The following is a 17,157-nucleotide window of genomic DNA, read 5'->3' as shown; positions in this document are numbered from 1 at the left end:
GGTTATTTACCGCCTTTCGCTTTGTCGTCTGCCGATGCTTCCTCCCGAGCTTTCACCTCGGTATCAGCGGCAGGCTCCGCTGGTGCGGCGGCTACTTTGACCGCCTTAACAATGGCCTCGGCCAGCTCGGCGATTTCATCTTTTTTTGGCTCCGTCGGTAACAGCTTAATGTTCTCCACCAGACAGCCGCAGGCGTAATCCTCCACCACATAATCCTCATTGATGGATTCATAGTTTTCGATGCGGTCACGCTTCGAGTTTTCCACCATATGGCGGCGGTGCGTGTCCTCTTGCCAGTAGATAGACAGGTTATCCATGCGGGTGATCAACAGCGCATCCGCTGGGAAGTACGGCACACGCACGGCGGGCAGGTTGCCGATGCGCTTCTGGCTGATAATCAGATCGGCGGCCATCGCTTCGGTGTTGGGCTGTTCCTGATTGACCAGCGGGAAATACTTGTCGGCCAGCAGTTGACGACCGCAGATCACCACCAGTTCTGGGTCTTCCTGATACCACGGTGCAATCAGGGTGTTGGTGGCATCCATCACCAGCGCGTCGAGATTGGCGTAATCGCCACCGGCGCCCACGCGGACTTTTTCAGACACCACGCTGCCGTCCTCCCCCACGACTTTATTCATCACGCTGCCCGGCGCATTCTCGCGGTACTTCTGCAACCAGCCCGGCCCGATGTCTTGCAACAGCGGGAATTTGACGCGGTTGGAGGTTTTGGCGCGGTGCGTACCGTTAAAGCCAATCATGATGCGGTCAAGCGCCTGACGTTCAACAATTGCATCGCGTAAACGGGTCTGGAAATCCTGATAACGGGCCCACAGGTCAAGGGTGTTGTAGCGGATGTGGAAATCGTAATTCACCTGCTGGCAGAAATAGCCTTCTGCATCCAGCGAGGCAAAGTCGGCCGTTTCGCGTTCATCGCCGCCGGCGGTGTCGGTGGTGCTGGCGATGGAGCCGCTCACACCTAAACCGACTTTCTCTCCCTTCATTTCCTTAACCGGCACGATATTGATGCGGGTCAGGAACGTCGAGGAATCCTGTACCCGGGTCATGATGGTTTGCGTGACGGACGGCTCAACGCTGAATTTTTTATCCAGATCGCCGGTAGCGACACCGTTCAGTTCGGCGAGGCGGGACATAAACGCATTAAATTTAAAACGAGTTTGCTTGCGCATTTTTCTTCCTGTTTTTGTTCGGTTTTATCGGGGAAGACTGCCTTAGCAGTCGGTCAACACGTCTTGCGCGCTGTTGCCGCCGGTGGCGTCCGGCCGCGCCGGTTGGCTGAAATCTTCCGAGGTGGAAAGCTGAGCTTGCAGCGCGCTGAACGCATCGCTACCGATTTTTACCTGTTGCTTGAGGTCGGCTACCTGCTCGCTCAGTGCAGCGAATTTCTCGGTAAAGCGGGTGTCCGCTTCCTGCAACTGCTCGGCCACGGTCATCACGGCACCTTCCATCTCACCAAATCGCACATCGTCGGTGGCCTGCTTGCGGCTAAACATCGCTTTGATGCGGGCAGAGAATGAGGTTTCCGGGTCAGCGACCGGCTCAAAATCGAAGTGGACTTCCAGCGGCGCGGAGAACTCGACGTTCTCGTGGCGGCGGCTGAACTCCAGCATGTCAGTGCCGAGGCTGGCCGGATCATCGGTGACGGCCAGCCCGACCAGATACGACTTGCCGGTTTTGGCGAAATCGCGGCGGATCTCCATCGAGGTAAACACCTTTTGGCCCGCGCCGACCATCGACACCAGATCGGCGGTCGGGGCCAGACTGGCATACAGCGCCCACTTGCCGTGCAACAGCGGTTCGTCCGGCTCGTCGATTTTCTCGGCCTTCAGCTCAACCACGCCGCCGTAACGACGAAAATAGCCGTCCGGCAAAATCCCCTTGATGTGCTCCATATTGATACGGGCGCCGTACACCTTGGGGCTGTAGGTCGCGGCCATCTGCTGAATATCCGCAGCGCCGATCTCGCGGCCGTCAACGGTGTCGCCTTCAACGCCGATGCGGAAAAACTTAGTAACTTTCTTTGCCATGTAAACGACTCCGGTTGTGGTGATTGGGTTCGGGGCTAGTTTCGGGGGAATGGCGGCGAGTCTCAACGCGTTGCGGTTGGAAGATCTGAGGCACAACAATGGCTTAATGCGAGTCGCCCGGCGCTTTCGTAGCCTTGGCAGCATGAATACGACACCGGCAACAACCATCATCAGCGATCCGCGCCGCCAAGCTGCCTTGCTCTACTGGCAGGGCTTCTCTGTGCGCCAAATTGCGGAAACGCTGAACCTCAAGGGGCCGACCGTGCAGAGCTGGAAACTGCGCGATAAATGGGACGACATCGCGCCCATTTCCCGCGTGGAGCAAAGCATGGAAGCGCGGTTGATTCAGCTCATCATGAAAGACGTCAAGGAGGGGAAAGACTTCAAAGAAATCGACCTGTTAGGCCGCCAGATTGAACGGCTGGCGCGGGTCAATCGCTATTCAGCGACCGGCAACGAGGCGGACTTAAACCCGAACGTCGCCAACCGCAACAAAGGCGAGCGCAAGCCCGCCGAGCGCAACGTGTTCAGCGATGCCGCCGTGGAAAAACTGCAAAGCATCTTCACGGAAACCACCTTCGAGTATCAAATGGGGTGGTATCGCGCCGGGTTACAACACCGTATCCGCAATATCCTGAAATCACGCCAGATCGGCGCCACGTTCTTCTTTGCCCGCGAGGCGTTGCTCGATGCGCTGAACACCGGCCGCAATCAGATTTTCCTGTCGGCCAGTAAGGCGCAGGCGCATGTGTTCCGCAATTACATCATTGATTTTGCGCGGCTTGTCGAGGTTGATCTGAAAGGCGATCCGATGGTGCTGCCGAACGGCGCCCGCCTGATGTTCCTCGGCACCAACGTGCGCACCGCGCAGAGCTACACCGGCAATCTGTATCTTGATGAGTATTTCTGGATACCGAAGTTTCAGGAGCTGCGCAAAGTCGCCAGCGGGATGTCGCTGCACAAGCGGTGGCGCACTACCTACTTTTCCACGCCGTCGAGTCTGGCGCACTCCGCTTATCCGTTCTGGTCGGGGGAACTGTTCAACAAAGGCCGCCGCAGTAAAGCCGATCACGTTCAGCTCGACCTCAGCCACAGCCACCTGTCAAAAGGCGTGCTGTGCGGTGATGGGCAATGGCGCCAGATTGTCACGGTTGAGGATGCGCTGACCGGCGGCTGTAACCTGTTCGACCTCGATCAGCTGTCGCTCGAATACAGCCCGGCAGAGTATCAGAACCTGCTGATGTGTGAATTTGTGGACGATACCGCGTCGGTATTCCCGTTCGCCGAGCTGCAAGGCTGCATGGTCGATACGCTGGAAGAATGGGAAGACTTCAACCCTTACGCCGTGCGGCCGTTCGGCTATCGCCCGGTGTGGATCGGCTACGACCCATCGGAAGCCAACGGCGGCGACAGCGCCGGATGCGCGGTGATCGCGCCGCCAATGGTGGCCGGGGGCAAGTTCCGCGTGCTCGAGCGCCACCAGTGGCAGGGCATGAACTTTGCCGCTCAGGCCCAGAAGATTAAAGACCTTACCGAAAAATATTGCGTGGAGTACATCGGCATCGATGCGACCACCGTCGGCCAAGGTGTTTTCCAACTGGTGCGCGAGTTCTTCCCGGCCGCGCGGGAAATCAAATACACCCCGGAAATCAAAACCGCCATGGTGCTGAAGGCAAAAGACACCATCGGGCGCGGCTGTCTGGAATACGACACCAGCCACACCGACATCACCGCCGCCTTTATGGCGATCCGCAAAACCATGACCGCCAGCGGCGCGCGCTCCACCTACACCGCCAGCCGCAGCGAAGAAGCCAGCCACGCCGATGTCGCGTGGGCAATCATGCACGCCCTCTTAAACGAACCGCTGACCGCAGGCAGCGGCCACAGCAGCCCGAACATTTTGGAGTTTTACTAATGAGCAAGCGCAAAGGCCGCAAGGCATTTACCCCCCCGGCGCCAGCCCCGGCAGCAGAGCAGAAGCAGGATTTTGAGGCGTTCACCTTTGGCGAGCCGTCAGCTGTGCTGGATAAGCGGGAAATTCTGGATTACATCGAGTGCACGACCAATGGCAAGTGGTACGAGCCGCCGATCAGCTTCGATGGGCTGGCACGCAGCGTGCGCGCCGCCGTGCATCACAGCTCGCCGATGTACGTTAAGCGCAACATTTTGGCGTCTACGTTCATTCCACATCCACTATTAAGCCAGCAGGAATTTAGCCGCTATGCGCTGGATTATCTGGTATTTGGAAACGCTTTTTTAGAGGTCAGGAAAAATCGACTCGGAGAACCACTGCGCCTGCAGTGCTCACCGGCAAAATACACCCGCCGGGGTGTTGAACCTGATACGTATTGGTTTGTGCAAGACTGGAAAGAGCCTCATCAGTTTGCGCCAGGGAGCGTGTTTCATCTGATTGAGCCGGATATTAACCAAGAGCTTTATGGGCTACCGGAGTACCTCAGCGCGTTGAATTCAGCGTGGTTGAATGAAGCGGCGACTCTATTCCGCCGTAAGTATTATCAGAACGGTGCACACGCTGGTTATATCCTGTATATGACCGACGCGGCGCAGAGCACCAGCGATGTCGACAGAATGCGCCAGGCCATGCGAGATACCAAGGGGCTGGGTAACTTCCGCAACCTATTCATGTACGCCCCGAATGGTAAACCAGACGGGATTAAAATCTTGCCTCTGAGTGAGGTTGCTACCAAAGATGATTTTTTCAATATCAAGAATGCGACTAGGGACGATCTACTGAGTGCTCACCGCGTGCCGCCGCAAATGATGGGGATTATTCCAAATAATACTGGCGGGTTTGGTGATGTGGAAAAAGCCAGCCAAGTATTTGTCCGCAATGAATTATCACCGCTACAGGAAAGAATGAAGGAGATTAATTACTGGATCGGCGAGAAATTAATAAAATTCACAAAATATAAATTACCTTAATCAAATAAACGCCGTCAAAATAGACGGCATTATTAAAGACAAACAATCACTGAGCTGGCTGATTTAATAGGAGTTGTAACTTAGAGTCCAACTTCACCTCTAAACTTATACTCAAAATAGATATTGTTTCTACTGCATCGCTTAATTCTGTCGGTGTAACAACAGGATTACTTTCACCATGCGCTATTCTATTTCTCACCTTTAAAAGTTCATCGATAAAACCGACATAGCCCACTCTTCTTCTTTTTCTTTTTGACACCCACTTCCTTTCAATTTCAGCCAGCACCGCCCCCCTAGCAGTATCATCACCGCCAACAGCCAGATGAATTTTATTTAACATAGAAGCATTAACCTGTGACTCTACATTATACATTGAGTCAAAGTTGTAATCTTCTATACTTATAACATCTAGAATCAATGGCATATCAAAAGCCTCAAACAATCTTTCAATATTATCAACAGTAGGGTTCGCATTGGTTGCTGAGAATTTATCAGCATTCAGCTCCACTTTGTTCGACTCTGAAATAGCAGAAATTAGATCACAAAATAGAGTTTTATTTTTTATTTTATACTTTTCCACACAATGGAGAGTGTGCTCATACATAACCGAGTCTGGCAACCCTCTTGCAGTTAGCGAGCTATCATTTATTTCATTAACAAACTCCTTACAGATATCTCTAAGGAAACCTTCAAAGTAACCACAGAGAAGAACTAAACCAGAACTGCACATTGTGTTTTTTTGAGTCAAGCTTATGTTGCCACTTGTAGTTTCAGCAAGCGCAGCTAGCTCTCTGACCTCTTCAAACTTACTTAAATAGCCACTAGTGCAATTCATATAGTTAGTCCTGAAGGATACTAGTTAATACAGAACTTCTTTTCAATGCTTTGTTCTTTTTCGATGTTCCCTGGAAAAGGCTATCCCAATATTCAGCAGTAGAAAAAGCATTGAAGCTTTTAAGCGAAAGGTCCTGCCCCCCCCCGGCCTCTACAACTCTAGAGAATGCCACCATTTGAGATTCAAAAATGGCACCATTAATTAGATTTTTATAAAAACCGGCTGTGATATCATTTCTGTCTTTAGGTTTTCGAAAAGCGACTCCAGGCCCCAGACTTGAATGAATTAAATCGATAGTATCGTTAAACAAAATCTCTAATTGTTTTTCTTTGGAAGACGATATTTCTCTATATTCCTCCATATATAAATTTAGATATTCAGCATAATTATCAGAGTAATCTGAATGAACAGTTAAGTCTCTATATGCTAAAAATCTGAGCACCAACTCAACGCCTTTCATTGACTTCTCATCTGCTGGAGGGAGTGCAATTAACTCTCGGAATTTTTCGTTTTCAGACAACTTTTTTATCAGCTTATTAAAGCTTCCGCGATGTACACAGTTTCTTATTTCTTGTGCAGTTAGTTCTGCACTACCGGTATTTAGCCTTTCAAAAACTTCAAATTTCAATGTTTCATCAGAATCATTGAGCACAACTATGCAACGAATTGGCCTTTTCGATATTGATGATTTGAAAGTTCTGTCAATTTCCGCATATGACTTACCATTTAGATCCGGTAATATTTTCAACCCTTCAATAACTAAAGGAGTAATTCCAGCATTGGGGAAAATATTATCAAGCTCATCATGCTTTATGAATCTAAACAGTGAAGTTAGTCTTTGCTGCCCATCAATAACACTAAAGCTACCATCCTTTTCCTCAGCCAAATAAATTACTGGCACTGGAATATTCAAACATATAGACTCAATAAATTTAGACGCTTTTATAGAGTCCCATTGATATTTCCTTTGATAGTCAGGTTCTAAAACCAAATCTTCATCAATGATCATATCCATTAGAGTCCTAACGGCATAATCATAAGGTTGAATCACGACTTTTCTTTCTTTTATATGCTCATAAGGTTCATTTCCTTGTTCAACATCATCCACAGAAGCACCCTCTTCCTGAATCAAATCGATATCTTCGCTCATGAAATCCACCATAAATCAATAGAAATAAAATTTAATTTACCAAATTAGCCTGAAAATGCCAACTATTTTAAATTCATAGATATTTACCGCACCTTACTATTTCACGGCCATTAATTTTATTAGTAATTAAAGCAACTTAGGTATAGTCAAAGCACTAGCAGTTCATTATATAACCACCGACGGCTTGAAATGAATATATAAATGATACACGCGCAATGCTATCCCCTCCTCGCCTGCCCGCTTCATGTGTCGCTTTTAATGCAGTTGCTTGATCCATCGCGATCCGCGCCAGCGCGGGCGCTGCAGGGATAAAACTCACACCGAATCATAATGCAAATTCATGCACCTAATACATGCACAGGGTATTTAGACTTGAGCTGGCAATATTCCCTTGCAGCGCACAATCAATCTTGACAGTCCGCTCTGAGCAGGAGCGGACGCTTCTTGATTCTAGAAACATTCTCATGTCGTGGCCAGTTTTTGTTGACCACTTCAGATATGATTATTTGAAGATAACCATAATTATATATTCGGTGCAAAACTGCCAGATATATAGGCGGACACAGAAAACCCAACGTTATAACGTAACACTATAAATTCATTGACAATTTCACCACCTGGATTTATAAGAACATTCTCATTTACTTAAAGATAATTTTGAAAATGCCATCTAAAACATTTGTCGTTCTTGCTAAATCAATTAAACATAAAAAGTTTTGTGTTGCAGGGAAAATTTATTCTAAGGGGACTATCGGTGAATGGGTTCGTCCAATAAATCCTTTGGTTGATAGTGATGCACTAACCTTTAATAACATTGAATATTCATCCAAGAAGCAACCTGAACTGCTTCATATAACTTCATTTAGCTATTTGAAGAAAGAATCACATCAAATTCAATGTGAAAATTATTCAATTGATCCATCCTTTTATTGGGGGGAAGTGGGTATCTTCGATAAGAGAAACATTAATGAGCTTTTAGATTACCCAACCACTCTATGGGTTAACGGTTACTCATCATATCATGGTGAAAATGATAGGTTCCTAATATCATCAGTCACAGCCCCTATTCAGTCGTTGTTTTTTGTCTATGTTGCCAATTTAAAAATAAGAGTTAAGAGAGAAGGAATTGATTTTGGGAATGATTTAAAAAGATTTAGAGCTTTCTTCTCATATAATAACATTGATTACGCGTTCATTATTACTGACCCAAAGGTATATAGTGAATATGGCCAATTGAAAGAAGATACCTATGATGTAGGTGGGTGTTATATTACTTTGAGCACAGCACCACATAGTGACGGTTATTGCTACAAATTTTTGACAGCAATCATTAATTAAACAAGAGAGTGATCATATGAAAGTGTTTTCAATTGGTTTCACTGAAAAACCTGCCGAAAAATTCTTTAGCCTAATCAAATCTGAACCTGACTTGAAAACCTTAGTTGATGTACGTCTTAATAATGTTTCTCAGCTTGCGGGTTTTGCTAAGAAGAACGATTTGATGTACTTCTTGAAGGAACTTTGCAACGTTGATTATGTTCATCTACCGGATCTTGCACCAACTAAAGAGATCTTAGATCAATACAAAAAAGGTCATGTCTCATGGGAGGTTTACGAGAGTAACTTCATGAATTTAATGGCGAAAAGAAACATTGAGCGAATAGATAAGTCAGTGATTGCAGATAGCTGTTTGCTCTGCAGTGAGCACAAATACCATCACTGCCACCGCCGTCTTGTGATAGAGTACTTAAACAGCCATTGGGATACTGACTTTGAGGTTAAACACTTGATATGATGAAAGTAATGATAATATATCATCCTGACTTTGTATCCAAGGGAAAGTTTGAGCGTAAGCTCTCACGGATTTTTTCCAAGTCAAATGACTATCAGATATTTTACTTTGTCGATCATAATAACTTATTAATTCAATATTTCAAATCTGATGTATTGAATAAACTTGATCCTGAGATATTAGCAGACCCTTTTTCAATTGATTTAACTCATGCTGTTATTTTTGACTCAGCTAATACACCCGAATTCATCACGACTAACGAAGTTTTATCCAAGAAGATTCCAGTTCGCTACATCAAAGATAAGATCACCTCAGTATCAAATAAAGATAGAGGTGAACACTTTGATACCTATTGTGGTAGAGGAACGCTTTGGGGAAATCCTTATGCGATAGGTGCAGATGGTGATCGTGATGAAGTTATAAGGAAATTTAAATACGATTTTGATCGTGACTATCTCAAAGGTGGTTCAGAGTTTAAAGAAAAGCTGAAAGCACTGAGAGGACACACTTTAGGATGCCACTGTAAACCATATGCTTGTCATGGGGATGTGCTGGCACAGTATTTGAATGAATTGGATGATGGTGAGTAATGCACCATCATCAGTTTCAGAAGTCATCTTTTATATGATTGTAAGTATTCCAGCTTCATTTCCAGGCACTTTTTTAGGGGGTAAGTCACGGTGTTCTTCCGTAGATGCTCTCGAGAGACTGCTTCTATCACAGAGCTGCCCTGTTAGGTTAAGTTCTGTGCTGTGACAATGTCAGACCAAGTGTGAGATAATACTATTTTTAGCCCAGATAAAGGTATGTATTGTGCTGATAACGCCCCTCGTCAATCAACCTGAAAACGTGGCCGGACTGGTGCTTGATGTAGTAATTCGCCTCTTCAGGCGTTAGGTGTGTGCCGAGCCGGTTTGCGGCATGAATGAAATCAACGGTCTTTATGCGGCGGCCCTTGCCGTTCTCGTTGAAGTTCAGCGCCTCCATAAACGCCCCGGCTAAGTTTAAATCTCGTCTCATACGTCACCTATGGATTAAGAGATCGCGGCAAGCTGCCTGATCACTTCTGCTTTTTCAGGGGCAATGCTGGTTTTCATCTCCCCCGCCAGTTCTGAAATCCATATCAGTGCAATGTCTTTGTCTTTCGCTTGGCTCTCATAACAAACCCCCAGACGGGCGATGAGTTCAATTCTTTCTAAAACAACCACTTCATCCACTTCTTGCACCCTTTCCCTCCGATGCTTAATCACTGTATGCATGTACAGCATATGCCTATCGGATTTGATTTCGCAAGAAATTATTGGAAGCCAGTCCAATCGCTAACCGCTGGATAGTGCATTGAAATATCACCAAATTTGACTTTAGCGCCTCGCGCCAGTGCCTCAAGTTCCCTGCGCGTCGGCTCGATGCCATGTAGTGCCAGCTCTGAGTAAATTCTGGGAACGCGATCACGTTCAGCAGCGGTTAATCTTGCTGAAGGAGCTGGCTCCGGCCGGCTATATGGGTCAATGCTTCTCTGTTGCCTGCTTATCTGCGGGGCATCTGCCCGTAAACGCGCCATAACAGACCGTGTAACGGTCATGTCATCCCAGTCAATCTGAGTTTCCGGTGCATGTTCCATCACCGCCACGGCCTCTACAGGCTCCCCGTCCTGCGTATTTTCGGCGCCACCGCTACCGACCAACCCACAGTTATTGACAGGACTCCGAGGCGCGCCGGAGGCGCTTTTCAAAATCAAAGGCTCAACGGCAACGGCTTTAGCGACGATGCGCCATTGCGTGGTGCGGGTTTCATAAACGCGATCGGCACCGATATGCGGGGCAAAAATCCCCGCTATTTTCTGCACTTCTTCGTCATAGGCGTTGCGCTCGTCGGCAACCCGGCGGGCTACACGCACAGTCTGATCGTCGCGGGCAACGTTAGGGCCACCCTGCGCCAGAATGTAAGCGGCAAAGTCACCGGCATCAGCAGCAGCGCGCACAGCCTCAACGGTTTCGTCAAACTCATCGGCCAGACTGACAGAGCGGATCTTGCGGCACTCACGCCATGCGCCGCGCGACGGCAGGCCGATAAAGTGGAATTGAGGGATACGCCATGTTGACGCCCACGCGGTGACGGCGGCCGCCGTATCAGTCAACAGCTTGCCGGTTTCATGATCGCGTTCGCCGTCCAGCGCGTAGCCGTCGATGTTTTTTGCAATGTATTTGGCGATATAGCCCGCCGCACCGCCTTTGTTCAGGTGCTTGCAGTCAAACCGGTTTTTGGCGGCGCCGCGCTCGTCCCCATCTTCAGCCATGGCATAACGGCGCATGATGTCGATCACCTGCTGGCGCTGCTCTTTGGAGGTAAACAGCATCATATGCCAGTGCGGCGTCGCATCATGGTGCGGTTCGACAACGCGCACGCCGTAGACCTGCAGGCCCGCATCTTTAAACGCTGTGCGGACCTTGCTAAACAGCTTCACAAGATAGCGCTGGCCGTCTTTTGGCGTGTACGCCTCTTCATCCCATTTGTGATTAAAATGCACCTTCGGGCTGTTCTTGCCGACGGCGCGCGTCGGGTGATATTTGGATGGGGTGGTGATGGTGATAAACATCCCTTTATCGCCACGGATAGCGGCGGCCTGCTCAACACCGGCGATCATCGCCATTAACTCCATACGACGAATTTCCGGGTTAGAGATACTTGCCATCACCTTGTTGATGAGGCTGAAGCGTTCGCCGGTTTCGACGTTCTCTAGCTCGCGGCTGTTGAGGTAATCAAAGTTTGACTGGCGGCGGGCTTTCACATCCCGGATTGCCTGCCGACTGGCGTATGACGACGCCCCGCGATTCACATTACCGACGGCGATCAGCAATGCCTCGCGCCAGCGCGTGCGCTGGGCCTTCAACTGACGTTCCCACCATTCGGAATTAACCAACCGCTGCAAACTGGCAATCGCTGACCGGGCATCCAGTTTGCCTTTGCGGTATTTGCGCCAGTGCATCGGGGTGATATTGAAGGCGCGGGCCATACCGGCAATGCGGCCATAAAATTCTGATTGGGTGGCATCTTCGAAAAGCCCGGCATTGTCGCCGCCGTTCTCCGCCACAAACTCATCACAGTAATCTGCGTAATTCTGCAGAAGTTGACCTGCCACCCGATCGGCAAGGCGGCGGATCTCTTTGTCATCCATACCGGGCAGAGCTGCGTAATTATCGACTTCAGCAGAAAACCGCATTGACGCGGCGAGGTTCATCGCATTCTTGGCGCTCACCGTTTGCAGGCGCGGCCAGATGCGGCGATCGAACTGGAATACCAGCCAATTGTTGGCGTCGTGCAGCCCTTTGCTCTTGAGCAAGTTGGTGTAACGCGTCAAGAACATGGCGCTGAGGAAGCGCGGCAGACGCCGGATATTGGTTAAAACAGCTTGCCCCTGAGCAAGTTCCTCACGGGTAAGCGGTCTCACCGGCCCGGCAATTGCCGGGCGCGGTCCGTTCCATGGATAAGCGTAGGCGGTAGCCGCTTGGCTCATTGAACTTTCGCCGCCTCACATGCAGCAAAAGCCTCTTGGCACAAATTGCCAATGCGGCCTATCTCCGCGCCCAGTGATGCAATGCTATTAACACCGGAATTACGAACGCTGTGATGAATAAGGCCGTTCACAAGCTGGTTAATCGTAGGGTAATAGCCGATAGCCTCGTAACGCTCTTGACCTTCGCTTTTTCCTGTTTTCCCTACCTTCACCGTATTAAGAATGAATTGCAGGTTATCGCTGGTGATAACAAACTCAGAGCCGATTTTAATTTCCATGTTATTTCCTTAATCGTAATTTTGGTTTTCTGGTCTGCGTACAAATTCTGAATCGCTCAAATCAGCCGCAATAAAATGACCTGCCAGCAACGCCAGCAGGCCGAACAAAATAGAGAACTCTGTCATGCCTTCCCCGCGTAAAGGTGACTTTGCGTCTCGCGGATCTGCTGACAACTTACGCAGGTATCAACGCCGGGAACGGCAGCGCGGCGCGCGGCAGGAATCGGAGTGTCACATTCTTCACAAACAAAGGCAGAAGACAGCGTGGAGGATTTGCGGGCGTTGGCGATCTGCGCCTCCAATACCAGCGCTTGCCGCTCTTGTTCGTAGTCCATCAAGTCGGCCATTAGTGCGGCTCCTGCGCTTGATGCTCGATGGCTTCAGCCTCTTGGCGGAGCAGCTCAACAGCTTCAATAGCCGTTAAACCGTCCTTAGAGATATGTGCAGCCAAACGCACCAGACGAGCAGCGGCGAGATCGGCTTGATTCTTACGCTCATCAAGGCGGGCGTGGTCAAGCAACACAGCCACTTGTGAAATATCGCTACCTTGCTTTGCCGGGTCTAAACCCATAAAAATCACATTCGACATATTTAATCCTTATTTCAGACAAAGCGATGCCCGGCGGGTTAACGCCAGAATTACGCAATGCGGTTAATTAACGTTTAATTCGCAATCATCATCACTGATAAATCGCGGTAAGGTTTTTGATAAATCAATCAGGTCATTCAGCGCCCACACGATTTGTTTACGCTCTGAATAACGCATTTCTGCAAACTTCATTTTTATATGCCGCTCTTTGAGCCCGGCATGAAAACAAACAGTTCTGCGGATATGTTCCGGCGACTTATCAAAAGCCTCTTGCGCCTGATTCCGCTTATGCGGGAACAGCTCACGCTTAATCTGTGAAATGCGCTTAATGCCGATCGCTTTTTGTGTTTCAGTAGCCAACAACATGACAGCCCCAATTAACGACAAAACAAACGGCGCAGCGGTGAAACAGGCTTAGCCGCTGACAGGCCACGCAGTAAGGCCGCCTGATCGTGACATGGGCGCCAGCGCTTTCCGCCCGGCAGTTCAATAAAACCGTGTTCAAAATGCCGCGACGGGCTTTGTTGCTTCAATAGCGGGGCTATAGAGATAGGCATATATTTTCCCTCCTAATTAATCCATTCTCAACAGTCCACAATGTAGGCAGTTGAGAATGAAAACCGAGTTTTAGTCATGCCCGGTACATGGTTGCTGTGGTAGGATCGAATCGCCAAAAACAACCAACCAACAACGGAGTTATTGCATGTTAGATAGTGATATCGATGATGTTAAATCTTTACTTTCCGGATTAAATAGAATTCTCGACAACATTGAGAAACCAATTCAAAACAGCCCTCACGCTGAAGAGCTGAAAGAATTGCATATAGCACTTGGTGTCAAGCTTAATGAAAAAATACCCGTAACCCACAAAACCATTATCGAATTTTTCTGAATACAACCCACGAGGCCTGAAATGGCCTCACTCTTTTATTTCACCAAGACAAATAAAAGCGTCGAACACCTGCTTAACCTCCTCCATTGGAACTCCTTTCAACTCCATTTTTTTAACTTCTTTGCCTAAAGATTTTTGCATCACTCTTAAGAGTCGAGTACGCTGTTTTGCAGTTGTAATTTGCTGTTTAAGTGCCGCCTCAATACGATCCTTTTTAGCTTCCCGCATAAACTCTCCTTTCATTGTCAAGCCAATCCCGCCACAGCCCCCAAGCCACCGATAACATCTACGGTTGTGGCTAGAGCCGGATTGGATTGAATACGATTTTGAACGGTCAGGCCGATTAGCGACAAATGACGGATCGCCGTGTTAACGCTATCGAGTAGAGCGGATTTACGAGATGCCGTTTTGTGATCGCCTTCTACCGCCGCCGCCGCAACTGAACCTACTGCCGCTGTTGCTTTCAGCGCGTATGTAGATATGTTGCCAGAGCATGCCTCATTAATTGGCACTGAAGGCAAACAGTTCAACTGTGCCAGCAAGGCATCTACTAAGCTGGAATCTTCCGTTGCATCAGTGATTGCCAACAGTTCGGTGCAACTCAGCTGATGCGGTTGTTCTGGGTTCAGCTTGTTACGGAGCATCTGCGGCTTCATTTCAATCTGTTCAGCAACGCGCACAAGGTTTTGCCGAACAGCAAACTGGCGACACGCCATCTCAAAATGTGGATGTTTTGAAACTTCAAAATCAAACATTCCTCTCCCCTTTTGCGTCTGGCAACATCTCAAATCGTTACCGAGAATTCACATTCCGAGAGTGCATTAAGCGTAAGCTTCACCATGTTGATTAGTACTTTCTCTCGTTTTGCACCAGTGCCTAAGCGATGACGATATGAAGACAGACGCCCATCGGCGAGCATGTCATCAACGGTATTTTTAGATAACCCCGTGAGTTCACAATACTTTTCTATAGTGACGTGCGGTGTAGGAACCGTGATTGAAATGTTTTTACGCATAGTGCAAGATCCTCCGATGACCTGTGGCGGGTCGCGTTAAGTGGTGATAAGCGGTTACAAAGGTGTTCCCTTCCAAATTGGAAGTGAATTTAGTACCACAAAATGACAATGTCAATTTAAAAATTGGCAAAATGGAAGTTTATGGAATTCAATCAAGACGCAAAAGCTGCTATCGAAAGGATGGTAAAGGCCTATGGAGTCAAAACGAAACTAGCTTTATGTGAAGCCTTAGGTATCACAGCTAGTGCTCTTGCGAACAGACAAAACCGCAACGCTTTTCCTGCGGAGTACGTTTTGAAATGCGCCTTAGATACAGGTGCATCTGTACGTTGGTTAACATATGGTCATGGTGACATGTTTGAACAGAGCATTGTTACAGCACCAAACACAATAGCTATCCCCAGTAAAGAACTAGTAGATCGAAAACTATATGACAGAGACACACTATTACTCGATAAAAACTTACTGCCTTATGAAATAGAAAAATCAACAATTATAATTGAAGGTAATGTAAAGTACTTAGTAACAAGTAAATATGCTGACGTTTATGACGGAAAATGGCTCATTGACATAGATGAGAACATAAGCATTAGAAATTTAATACGAGCACCAAATAAAAAAGTAATAGTTTCCGATGGAGATAGCACTTTTGAATGCCCAATCGACGACTTAAAAATAATCGCAAAAGTATTAATGATATTTTCTACCTTGTAGGCTTTTAATATAAACATTGAGGCACAGCAATGAACACAGTCAATGAAGAATTATTATTTAAAACTCGCGACGAGTACAATAGAAAACCAATTGCCGAAAAAATAATAAAAATATTAAAATCAGAAATGTCTATATCACCGATGATAATCGATGGAAGTTGGGGCACAGGGAAAACTGAGTTTTGCTTCAAACTTATAAACTTGTTTAAAGAAGAAAATCAAAAACAAGAAATAATTTATATCAATGCATTCAATGAAGATCATACTGATGAGCCAATATTGACTTTACTAGCAGCAATAATAAATTTAATACCCGAATCAGAGCGACCATCATTAATAGAAAAAGCTTTACCTGCAATACGTTTTGGACTAAAAACAACCCTTAAAGCTGGTGCCGCTTGGGTATTAAAGCAAAACACTGATAACCTAGCCGAGGAATTTACAGAAGCGGTACAAAAAACCAGTGATGCGGCTATAGATAGCACTATAACTTCACTAATAAAAGATCATGTAGATTCTGACAAGAATATTAAAGCATTAAAAACAGCCCTTACTGAAATATCCAGTAAATCACCTATATATATTTTTATAGATGAATTAGATAGATGCAAGCCCAGCTTCGCCATCTCAATCCTAGAAAATATAAAACATGTATTTGATGTTGAAAATGTTAAGTTTATTTTAATTACAAACACCCAGCAATTACAAGCATCAATTAATCACATATACGGCATTTCAGTTGATGCAAAGCGCTATCTAGATAAATTTATAAAGTTCTCATTCTTACTCCCTGACACATACAGCCCAGACAACTATACACAAATACATACATCCATAGATCATTGGAATTATGTATCTAGTCATTCTGAATTATTAAAAACCATCGAAAGGCCAGTAATAGAAAGCATTAAGGAATTAATTAGGAAAAGTAAATTATCCTTACGCGAAGTCGAAACCTTCGCCCGATACATTGAAATTTATCAGTCATTGAGCGGAGACGGTCTTGGTAAGGATACAGTTTTTGGTTATTCGTTATATCGATTGATAGGTGTATTTTTCTACTGCTTCTACAAAGAAATAGCATTAAACTTATCAGGAGAAAGAGTTGATTTAAACTCTATTTCATCTGCATTAAAAATCAAACAATTAAACTACAGCCAAGGATCTTACCCAGATCATTTAGACTTGGCTTTTTATGGTATAATTTCAGACTCTAACTCTGGCGAAGGGGATTTTTTAGATCCGCTGCGCGGACAAGAACAAGAACAGCATTGGGAACAATTATTACACAATCTATTCCGTTATGGCCATGGAAAACCTAATAATGTTATTAAAATAGTTACTTCTGCAATTGATGTGATGCAATTGAAATAAAAATTCATAATAAATAT

At 46.8% G+C, this 17,157-nt stretch carries 23 protein-coding genes; 8 read left to right on the top strand and 15 right to left on the bottom strand.

What is annotated here, in order from left to right:
* Positions 1–2 precede the first annotated feature (2 nt).
* Positions 3–1,187, bottom strand: coding sequence for a phage major capsid protein, P2 family (locus tag GUC32_RS08015; protein WP_369435663.1), 1,185 nt, complete (start codon positions 1,185–1,187; stop codon positions 3–5).
* A gap of 42 nt (positions 1,188–1,229) precedes the next feature.
* Positions 1,230–2,045: a GPO family capsid scaffolding protein gene (locus GUC32_RS08010; protein WP_369435662.1), complete on the bottom strand. Its 816-nt coding sequence runs from the start codon at positions 2,043–2,045 to the stop codon at positions 1,230–1,232.
* A gap of 142 nt (positions 2,046–2,187) precedes the next feature.
* On the opposite strand from GUC32_RS08010, the gene GUC32_RS08005 reads away from it, so the two are divergent.
* Together GUC32_RS08005 and GUC32_RS08000 are read left to right on the top strand one after the other, a co-directional pair.
* Positions 2,188–3,960 (top strand): terminase ATPase subunit family protein, encoded by a 1,773-nt coding sequence (locus GUC32_RS08005; RefSeq protein WP_369435661.1) that lies wholly within the window; start codon positions 2,188–2,190, stop codon positions 3,958–3,960.
* Positions 3,960–4,988: a phage portal protein gene (locus GUC32_RS08000; protein ID WP_369435660.1), complete on the top strand. Its 1,029-nt coding sequence runs from the start codon at positions 3,960–3,962 to the stop codon at positions 4,986–4,988. Before GUC32_RS08005 ends, GUC32_RS08000 begins: the two co-directional genes overlap by 1 nt.
* Before the next feature lie 46 nt (positions 4,989–5,034).
* Here the strand turns inward: GUC32_RS08000 and GUC32_RS07995 are convergent, their stop codons facing one another.
* Both GUC32_RS07995 and GUC32_RS07990 read right to left on the bottom strand, forming a co-directional pair.
* Positions 5,035–5,823, bottom strand: a complete 789-nt coding sequence (locus GUC32_RS07995) for an MAE_28990/MAE_18760 family HEPN-like nuclease (protein WP_369435659.1) — start codon at positions 5,821–5,823, stop codon at positions 5,035–5,037.
* A gap of 4 nt (positions 5,824–5,827) precedes the next feature.
* On the bottom strand, positions 5,828–6,973 hold the full coding sequence (locus GUC32_RS07990; RefSeq protein ID WP_369435658.1) for a DUF262 domain-containing protein: 1,146 nt from the start codon (positions 6,971–6,973) through the stop codon (positions 5,828–5,830).
* A gap of 663 nt (positions 6,974–7,636) precedes the next feature.
* On the opposite strand from GUC32_RS07990, the gene GUC32_RS07985 reads away from it, so the two are divergent.
* From GUC32_RS07985 to GUC32_RS07975, 3 genes are read left to right on the top strand one after another with little or no spacing between them, the layout of a single operon-like run.
* Positions 7,637–8,311: a hypothetical protein gene (locus GUC32_RS07985; RefSeq protein WP_351006028.1), complete on the top strand. Its 675-nt coding sequence runs from the start codon at positions 7,637–7,639 to the stop codon at positions 8,309–8,311.
* Between the two features lie 16 nt (positions 8,312–8,327).
* The gene (locus tag GUC32_RS07980; RefSeq protein WP_117187412.1) at positions 8,328–8,768 is read left to right on the top strand and encodes a DUF488 family protein; all 441 of its coding nucleotides are present in this window, start codon (positions 8,328–8,330) and stop codon (positions 8,766–8,768) included.
* Positions 8,765–9,355 carry a DUF4326 domain-containing protein gene (locus GUC32_RS07975; protein WP_369435657.1) on the top strand — a complete coding sequence of 197 codons (591 nt, stop codon included), beginning with the start codon at positions 8,765–8,767 and terminating at the stop codon, positions 9,353–9,355. Before GUC32_RS07980 ends, GUC32_RS07975 begins: the two co-directional genes overlap by 4 nt.
* 199 nt (positions 9,356–9,554) lie before the next feature.
* Here the strand turns inward: GUC32_RS07975 and GUC32_RS07970 are convergent, their stop codons facing one another.
* The 8 genes from GUC32_RS07970 to GUC32_RS07935 all read right to left on the bottom strand — a co-directional run bounded on the left by GUC32_RS07970 (position 9,555) and on the right by GUC32_RS07935 (position 13,703).
* The gene (locus tag GUC32_RS07970) at positions 9,555–9,752 is read right to left on the bottom strand and encodes a hypothetical protein (protein ID WP_060442994.1); all 198 of its coding nucleotides are present in this window, start codon (positions 9,750–9,752) and stop codon (positions 9,555–9,557) included.
* Positions 9,753–9,799: 47 nt separating this feature from the next.
* Complete coding sequence (locus GUC32_RS07965; protein ID WP_258922549.1) at positions 9,800–9,991, bottom strand: hypothetical protein; 192 nt, start codon at positions 9,989–9,991, stop codon at positions 9,800–9,802.
* A gap of 71 nt (positions 9,992–10,062) precedes the next feature.
* Positions 10,063–12,279: a replication endonuclease gene (locus GUC32_RS07960; RefSeq protein WP_369435656.1), complete on the bottom strand. Its 2,217-nt coding sequence runs from the start codon at positions 12,277–12,279 to the stop codon at positions 10,063–10,065.
* On the bottom strand, positions 12,276–12,557 hold the full coding sequence (locus GUC32_RS07955) for a DUF5405 family protein (protein WP_130018831.1): 282 nt from the start codon (positions 12,555–12,557) through the stop codon (positions 12,276–12,278). Before GUC32_RS07955 ends, GUC32_RS07960 begins: the two co-directional genes overlap by 4 nt.
* Positions 12,558–12,679: 122 nt before the next feature.
* On the bottom strand, positions 12,680–12,904 hold the full coding sequence (locus tag GUC32_RS07950; RefSeq protein ID WP_197667054.1) for a TraR/DksA family transcriptional regulator: 225 nt from the start codon (positions 12,902–12,904) through the stop codon (positions 12,680–12,682).
* Positions 12,904–13,146 (bottom strand): DUF2732 family protein, encoded by a 243-nt coding sequence (locus GUC32_RS07945; RefSeq protein ID WP_369435655.1) that lies wholly within the window; start codon positions 13,144–13,146, stop codon positions 12,904–12,906. The genes GUC32_RS07950 and GUC32_RS07945 overlap by 1 nt, the downstream gene beginning before the upstream one ends.
* 63 nt (positions 13,147–13,209) lie before the next feature.
* Positions 13,210–13,512, bottom strand: a complete 303-nt coding sequence (locus GUC32_RS07940) for a hypothetical protein (RefSeq protein WP_130018834.1) — start codon at positions 13,510–13,512, stop codon at positions 13,210–13,212.
* A gap of 11 nt (positions 13,513–13,523) precedes the next feature.
* Positions 13,524–13,703: a phage filamentation protein Fil family protein gene (locus tag GUC32_RS07935; protein ID WP_130018835.1), complete on the bottom strand. Its 180-nt coding sequence runs from the start codon at positions 13,701–13,703 to the stop codon at positions 13,524–13,526.
* A 146-nt stretch (positions 13,704–13,849) separates the two neighbouring features.
* Between GUC32_RS07935 and GUC32_RS07930 the strand changes: the two genes are divergently transcribed.
* Entirely contained in the window at positions 13,850–14,038 is a 189-nt protein-coding gene (locus GUC32_RS07930) for a hypothetical protein (protein WP_037432527.1), read from the top strand.
* A gap of 27 nt (positions 14,039–14,065) precedes the next feature.
* Here the strand turns inward: GUC32_RS07930 and GUC32_RS07925 are convergent, their stop codons facing one another.
* The 3 genes from GUC32_RS07925 to GUC32_RS07915 are packed head-to-tail and all read right to left on the bottom strand — an operon-like array spanning position 14,066 to position 15,053.
* Positions 14,066–14,266 carry a hypothetical protein gene (locus tag GUC32_RS07925; protein ID WP_369435654.1) on the bottom strand — a complete coding sequence of 67 codons (201 nt, stop codon included), beginning with the start codon at positions 14,264–14,266 and terminating at the stop codon, positions 14,066–14,068.
* Between the two features lie 17 nt (positions 14,267–14,283).
* Positions 14,284–14,793: a phage regulatory CII family protein gene (locus GUC32_RS07920; RefSeq protein ID WP_130018836.1), complete on the bottom strand. Its 510-nt coding sequence runs from the start codon at positions 14,791–14,793 to the stop codon at positions 14,284–14,286.
* Positions 14,794–14,822: 29 nt separating this feature from the next.
* Positions 14,823–15,053 (bottom strand): regulator, encoded by a 231-nt coding sequence (locus GUC32_RS07915; RefSeq protein WP_130018837.1) that lies wholly within the window; start codon positions 15,051–15,053, stop codon positions 14,823–14,825.
* 141 nt (positions 15,054–15,194) lie between these two features.
* Here GUC32_RS07915 and GUC32_RS07910 point away from each other — a divergent pair, with 141 nt between their 5' ends.
* Both GUC32_RS07910 and GUC32_RS07905 read left to right on the top strand, forming a co-directional pair.
* The gene (locus tag GUC32_RS07910) at positions 15,195–15,767 is read left to right on the top strand and encodes a phage repressor protein CI (RefSeq protein ID WP_130018838.1); all 573 of its coding nucleotides are present in this window, start codon (positions 15,195–15,197) and stop codon (positions 15,765–15,767) included.
* 29 nt (positions 15,768–15,796) lie between these two features.
* The gene (locus GUC32_RS07905; protein WP_369435653.1) at positions 15,797–17,140 is read left to right on the top strand and encodes a P-loop NTPase fold protein; all 1,344 of its coding nucleotides are present in this window, start codon (positions 15,797–15,799) and stop codon (positions 17,138–17,140) included.
* The last annotated feature ends 17 nt before the right edge of the window (positions 17,141–17,157 follow it).

It is taken from the genome of Serratia sp. NGAS9, assembly GCF_009905295.1.
GTDB lineage: Bacteria > Pseudomonadota > Gammaproteobacteria > Enterobacterales > Enterobacteriaceae > Serratia > Serratia bockelmannii.
The sequence above is the reverse complement of the archived record's forward strand: the minus strand, read 5'-3'. Positions and strand labels throughout refer to the sequence as shown.

Coding starts and splice junctions, on each gene's coding strand:
- GUC32_RS08015 (WP_369435663.1), bottom strand. CDS start 1,187: ATGCGCAAGCAAACTCGTTTTAAATTTAATGCGTTTATGTCCCGCCTC.
- GUC32_RS08010 (WP_369435662.1), bottom strand. CDS start 2,045: ATGGCAAAGAAAGTTACTAAGTTTTTCCGCATCGGCGTTGAAGGCGAC.
- GUC32_RS08005 (WP_369435661.1), top strand. CDS start 2,188: ATGAATACGACACCGGCAACAACCATCATCAGCGATCCGCGCCGCCAA.
- GUC32_RS08000 (WP_369435660.1), top strand. CDS start 3,960: ATGAGCAAGCGCAAAGGCCGCAAGGCATTTACCCCCCCGGCGCCAGCC.
- GUC32_RS07995 (WP_369435659.1), bottom strand. CDS start 5,823: ATGAATTGCACTAGTGGCTATTTAAGTAAGTTTGAAGAGGTCAGAGAG.
- GUC32_RS07990 (WP_369435658.1), bottom strand. CDS start 6,973: ATGAGCGAAGATATCGATTTGATTCAGGAAGAGGGTGCTTCTGTGGAT.
- GUC32_RS07985 (WP_351006028.1), top strand. CDS start 7,637: ATGCCATCTAAAACATTTGTCGTTCTTGCTAAATCAATTAAACATAAA.
- GUC32_RS07980 (WP_117187412.1), top strand. CDS start 8,328: ATGAAAGTGTTTTCAATTGGTTTCACTGAAAAACCTGCCGAAAAATTC.
- GUC32_RS07975 (WP_369435657.1), top strand. CDS start 8,765: ATGATGAAAGTAATGATAATATATCATCCTGACTTTGTATCCAAGGGA.
- GUC32_RS07970 (WP_060442994.1), bottom strand. CDS start 9,752: ATGGAGGCGCTGAACTTCAACGAGAACGGCAAGGGCCGCCGCATAAAG.
- GUC32_RS07960 (WP_369435656.1), bottom strand. CDS start 12,279: ATGAGCCAAGCGGCTACCGCCTACGCTTATCCATGGAACGGACCGCGC.
- GUC32_RS07955 (WP_130018831.1), bottom strand. CDS start 12,557: ATGGAAATTAAAATCGGCTCTGAGTTTGTTATCACCAGCGATAACCTG.
- GUC32_RS07950 (WP_197667054.1), bottom strand. CDS start 12,904: ATGGCCGACTTGATGGACTACGAACAAGAGCGGCAAGCGCTGGTATTG.
- GUC32_RS07945 (WP_369435655.1), bottom strand. CDS start 13,146: ATGTCGAATGTGATTTTTATGGGTTTAGACCCGGCAAAGCAAGGTAGC.
- GUC32_RS07940 (WP_130018834.1), bottom strand. CDS start 13,512: ATGTTGTTGGCTACTGAAACACAAAAAGCGATCGGCATTAAGCGCATT.
- GUC32_RS07935 (WP_130018835.1), bottom strand. CDS start 13,703: ATGCCTATCTCTATAGCCCCGCTATTGAAGCAACAAAGCCCGTCGCGG.
- GUC32_RS07930 (WP_037432527.1), top strand. CDS start 13,850: ATGTTAGATAGTGATATCGATGATGTTAAATCTTTACTTTCCGGATTA.
- GUC32_RS07925 (WP_369435654.1), bottom strand. CDS start 14,266: ATGCGGGAAGCTAAAAAGGATCGTATTGAGGCGGCACTTAAACAGCAA.
- GUC32_RS07920 (WP_130018836.1), bottom strand. CDS start 14,793: ATGTTTGATTTTGAAGTTTCAAAACATCCACATTTTGAGATGGCGTGT.
- GUC32_RS07915 (WP_130018837.1), bottom strand. CDS start 15,053: ATGCGTAAAAACATTTCAATCACGGTTCCTACACCGCACGTCACTATA.
- GUC32_RS07910 (WP_130018838.1), top strand. CDS start 15,195: ATGGAATTCAATCAAGACGCAAAAGCTGCTATCGAAAGGATGGTAAAG.
- GUC32_RS07905 (WP_369435653.1), top strand. CDS start 15,797: ATGAACACAGTCAATGAAGAATTATTATTTAAAACTCGCGACGAGTAC.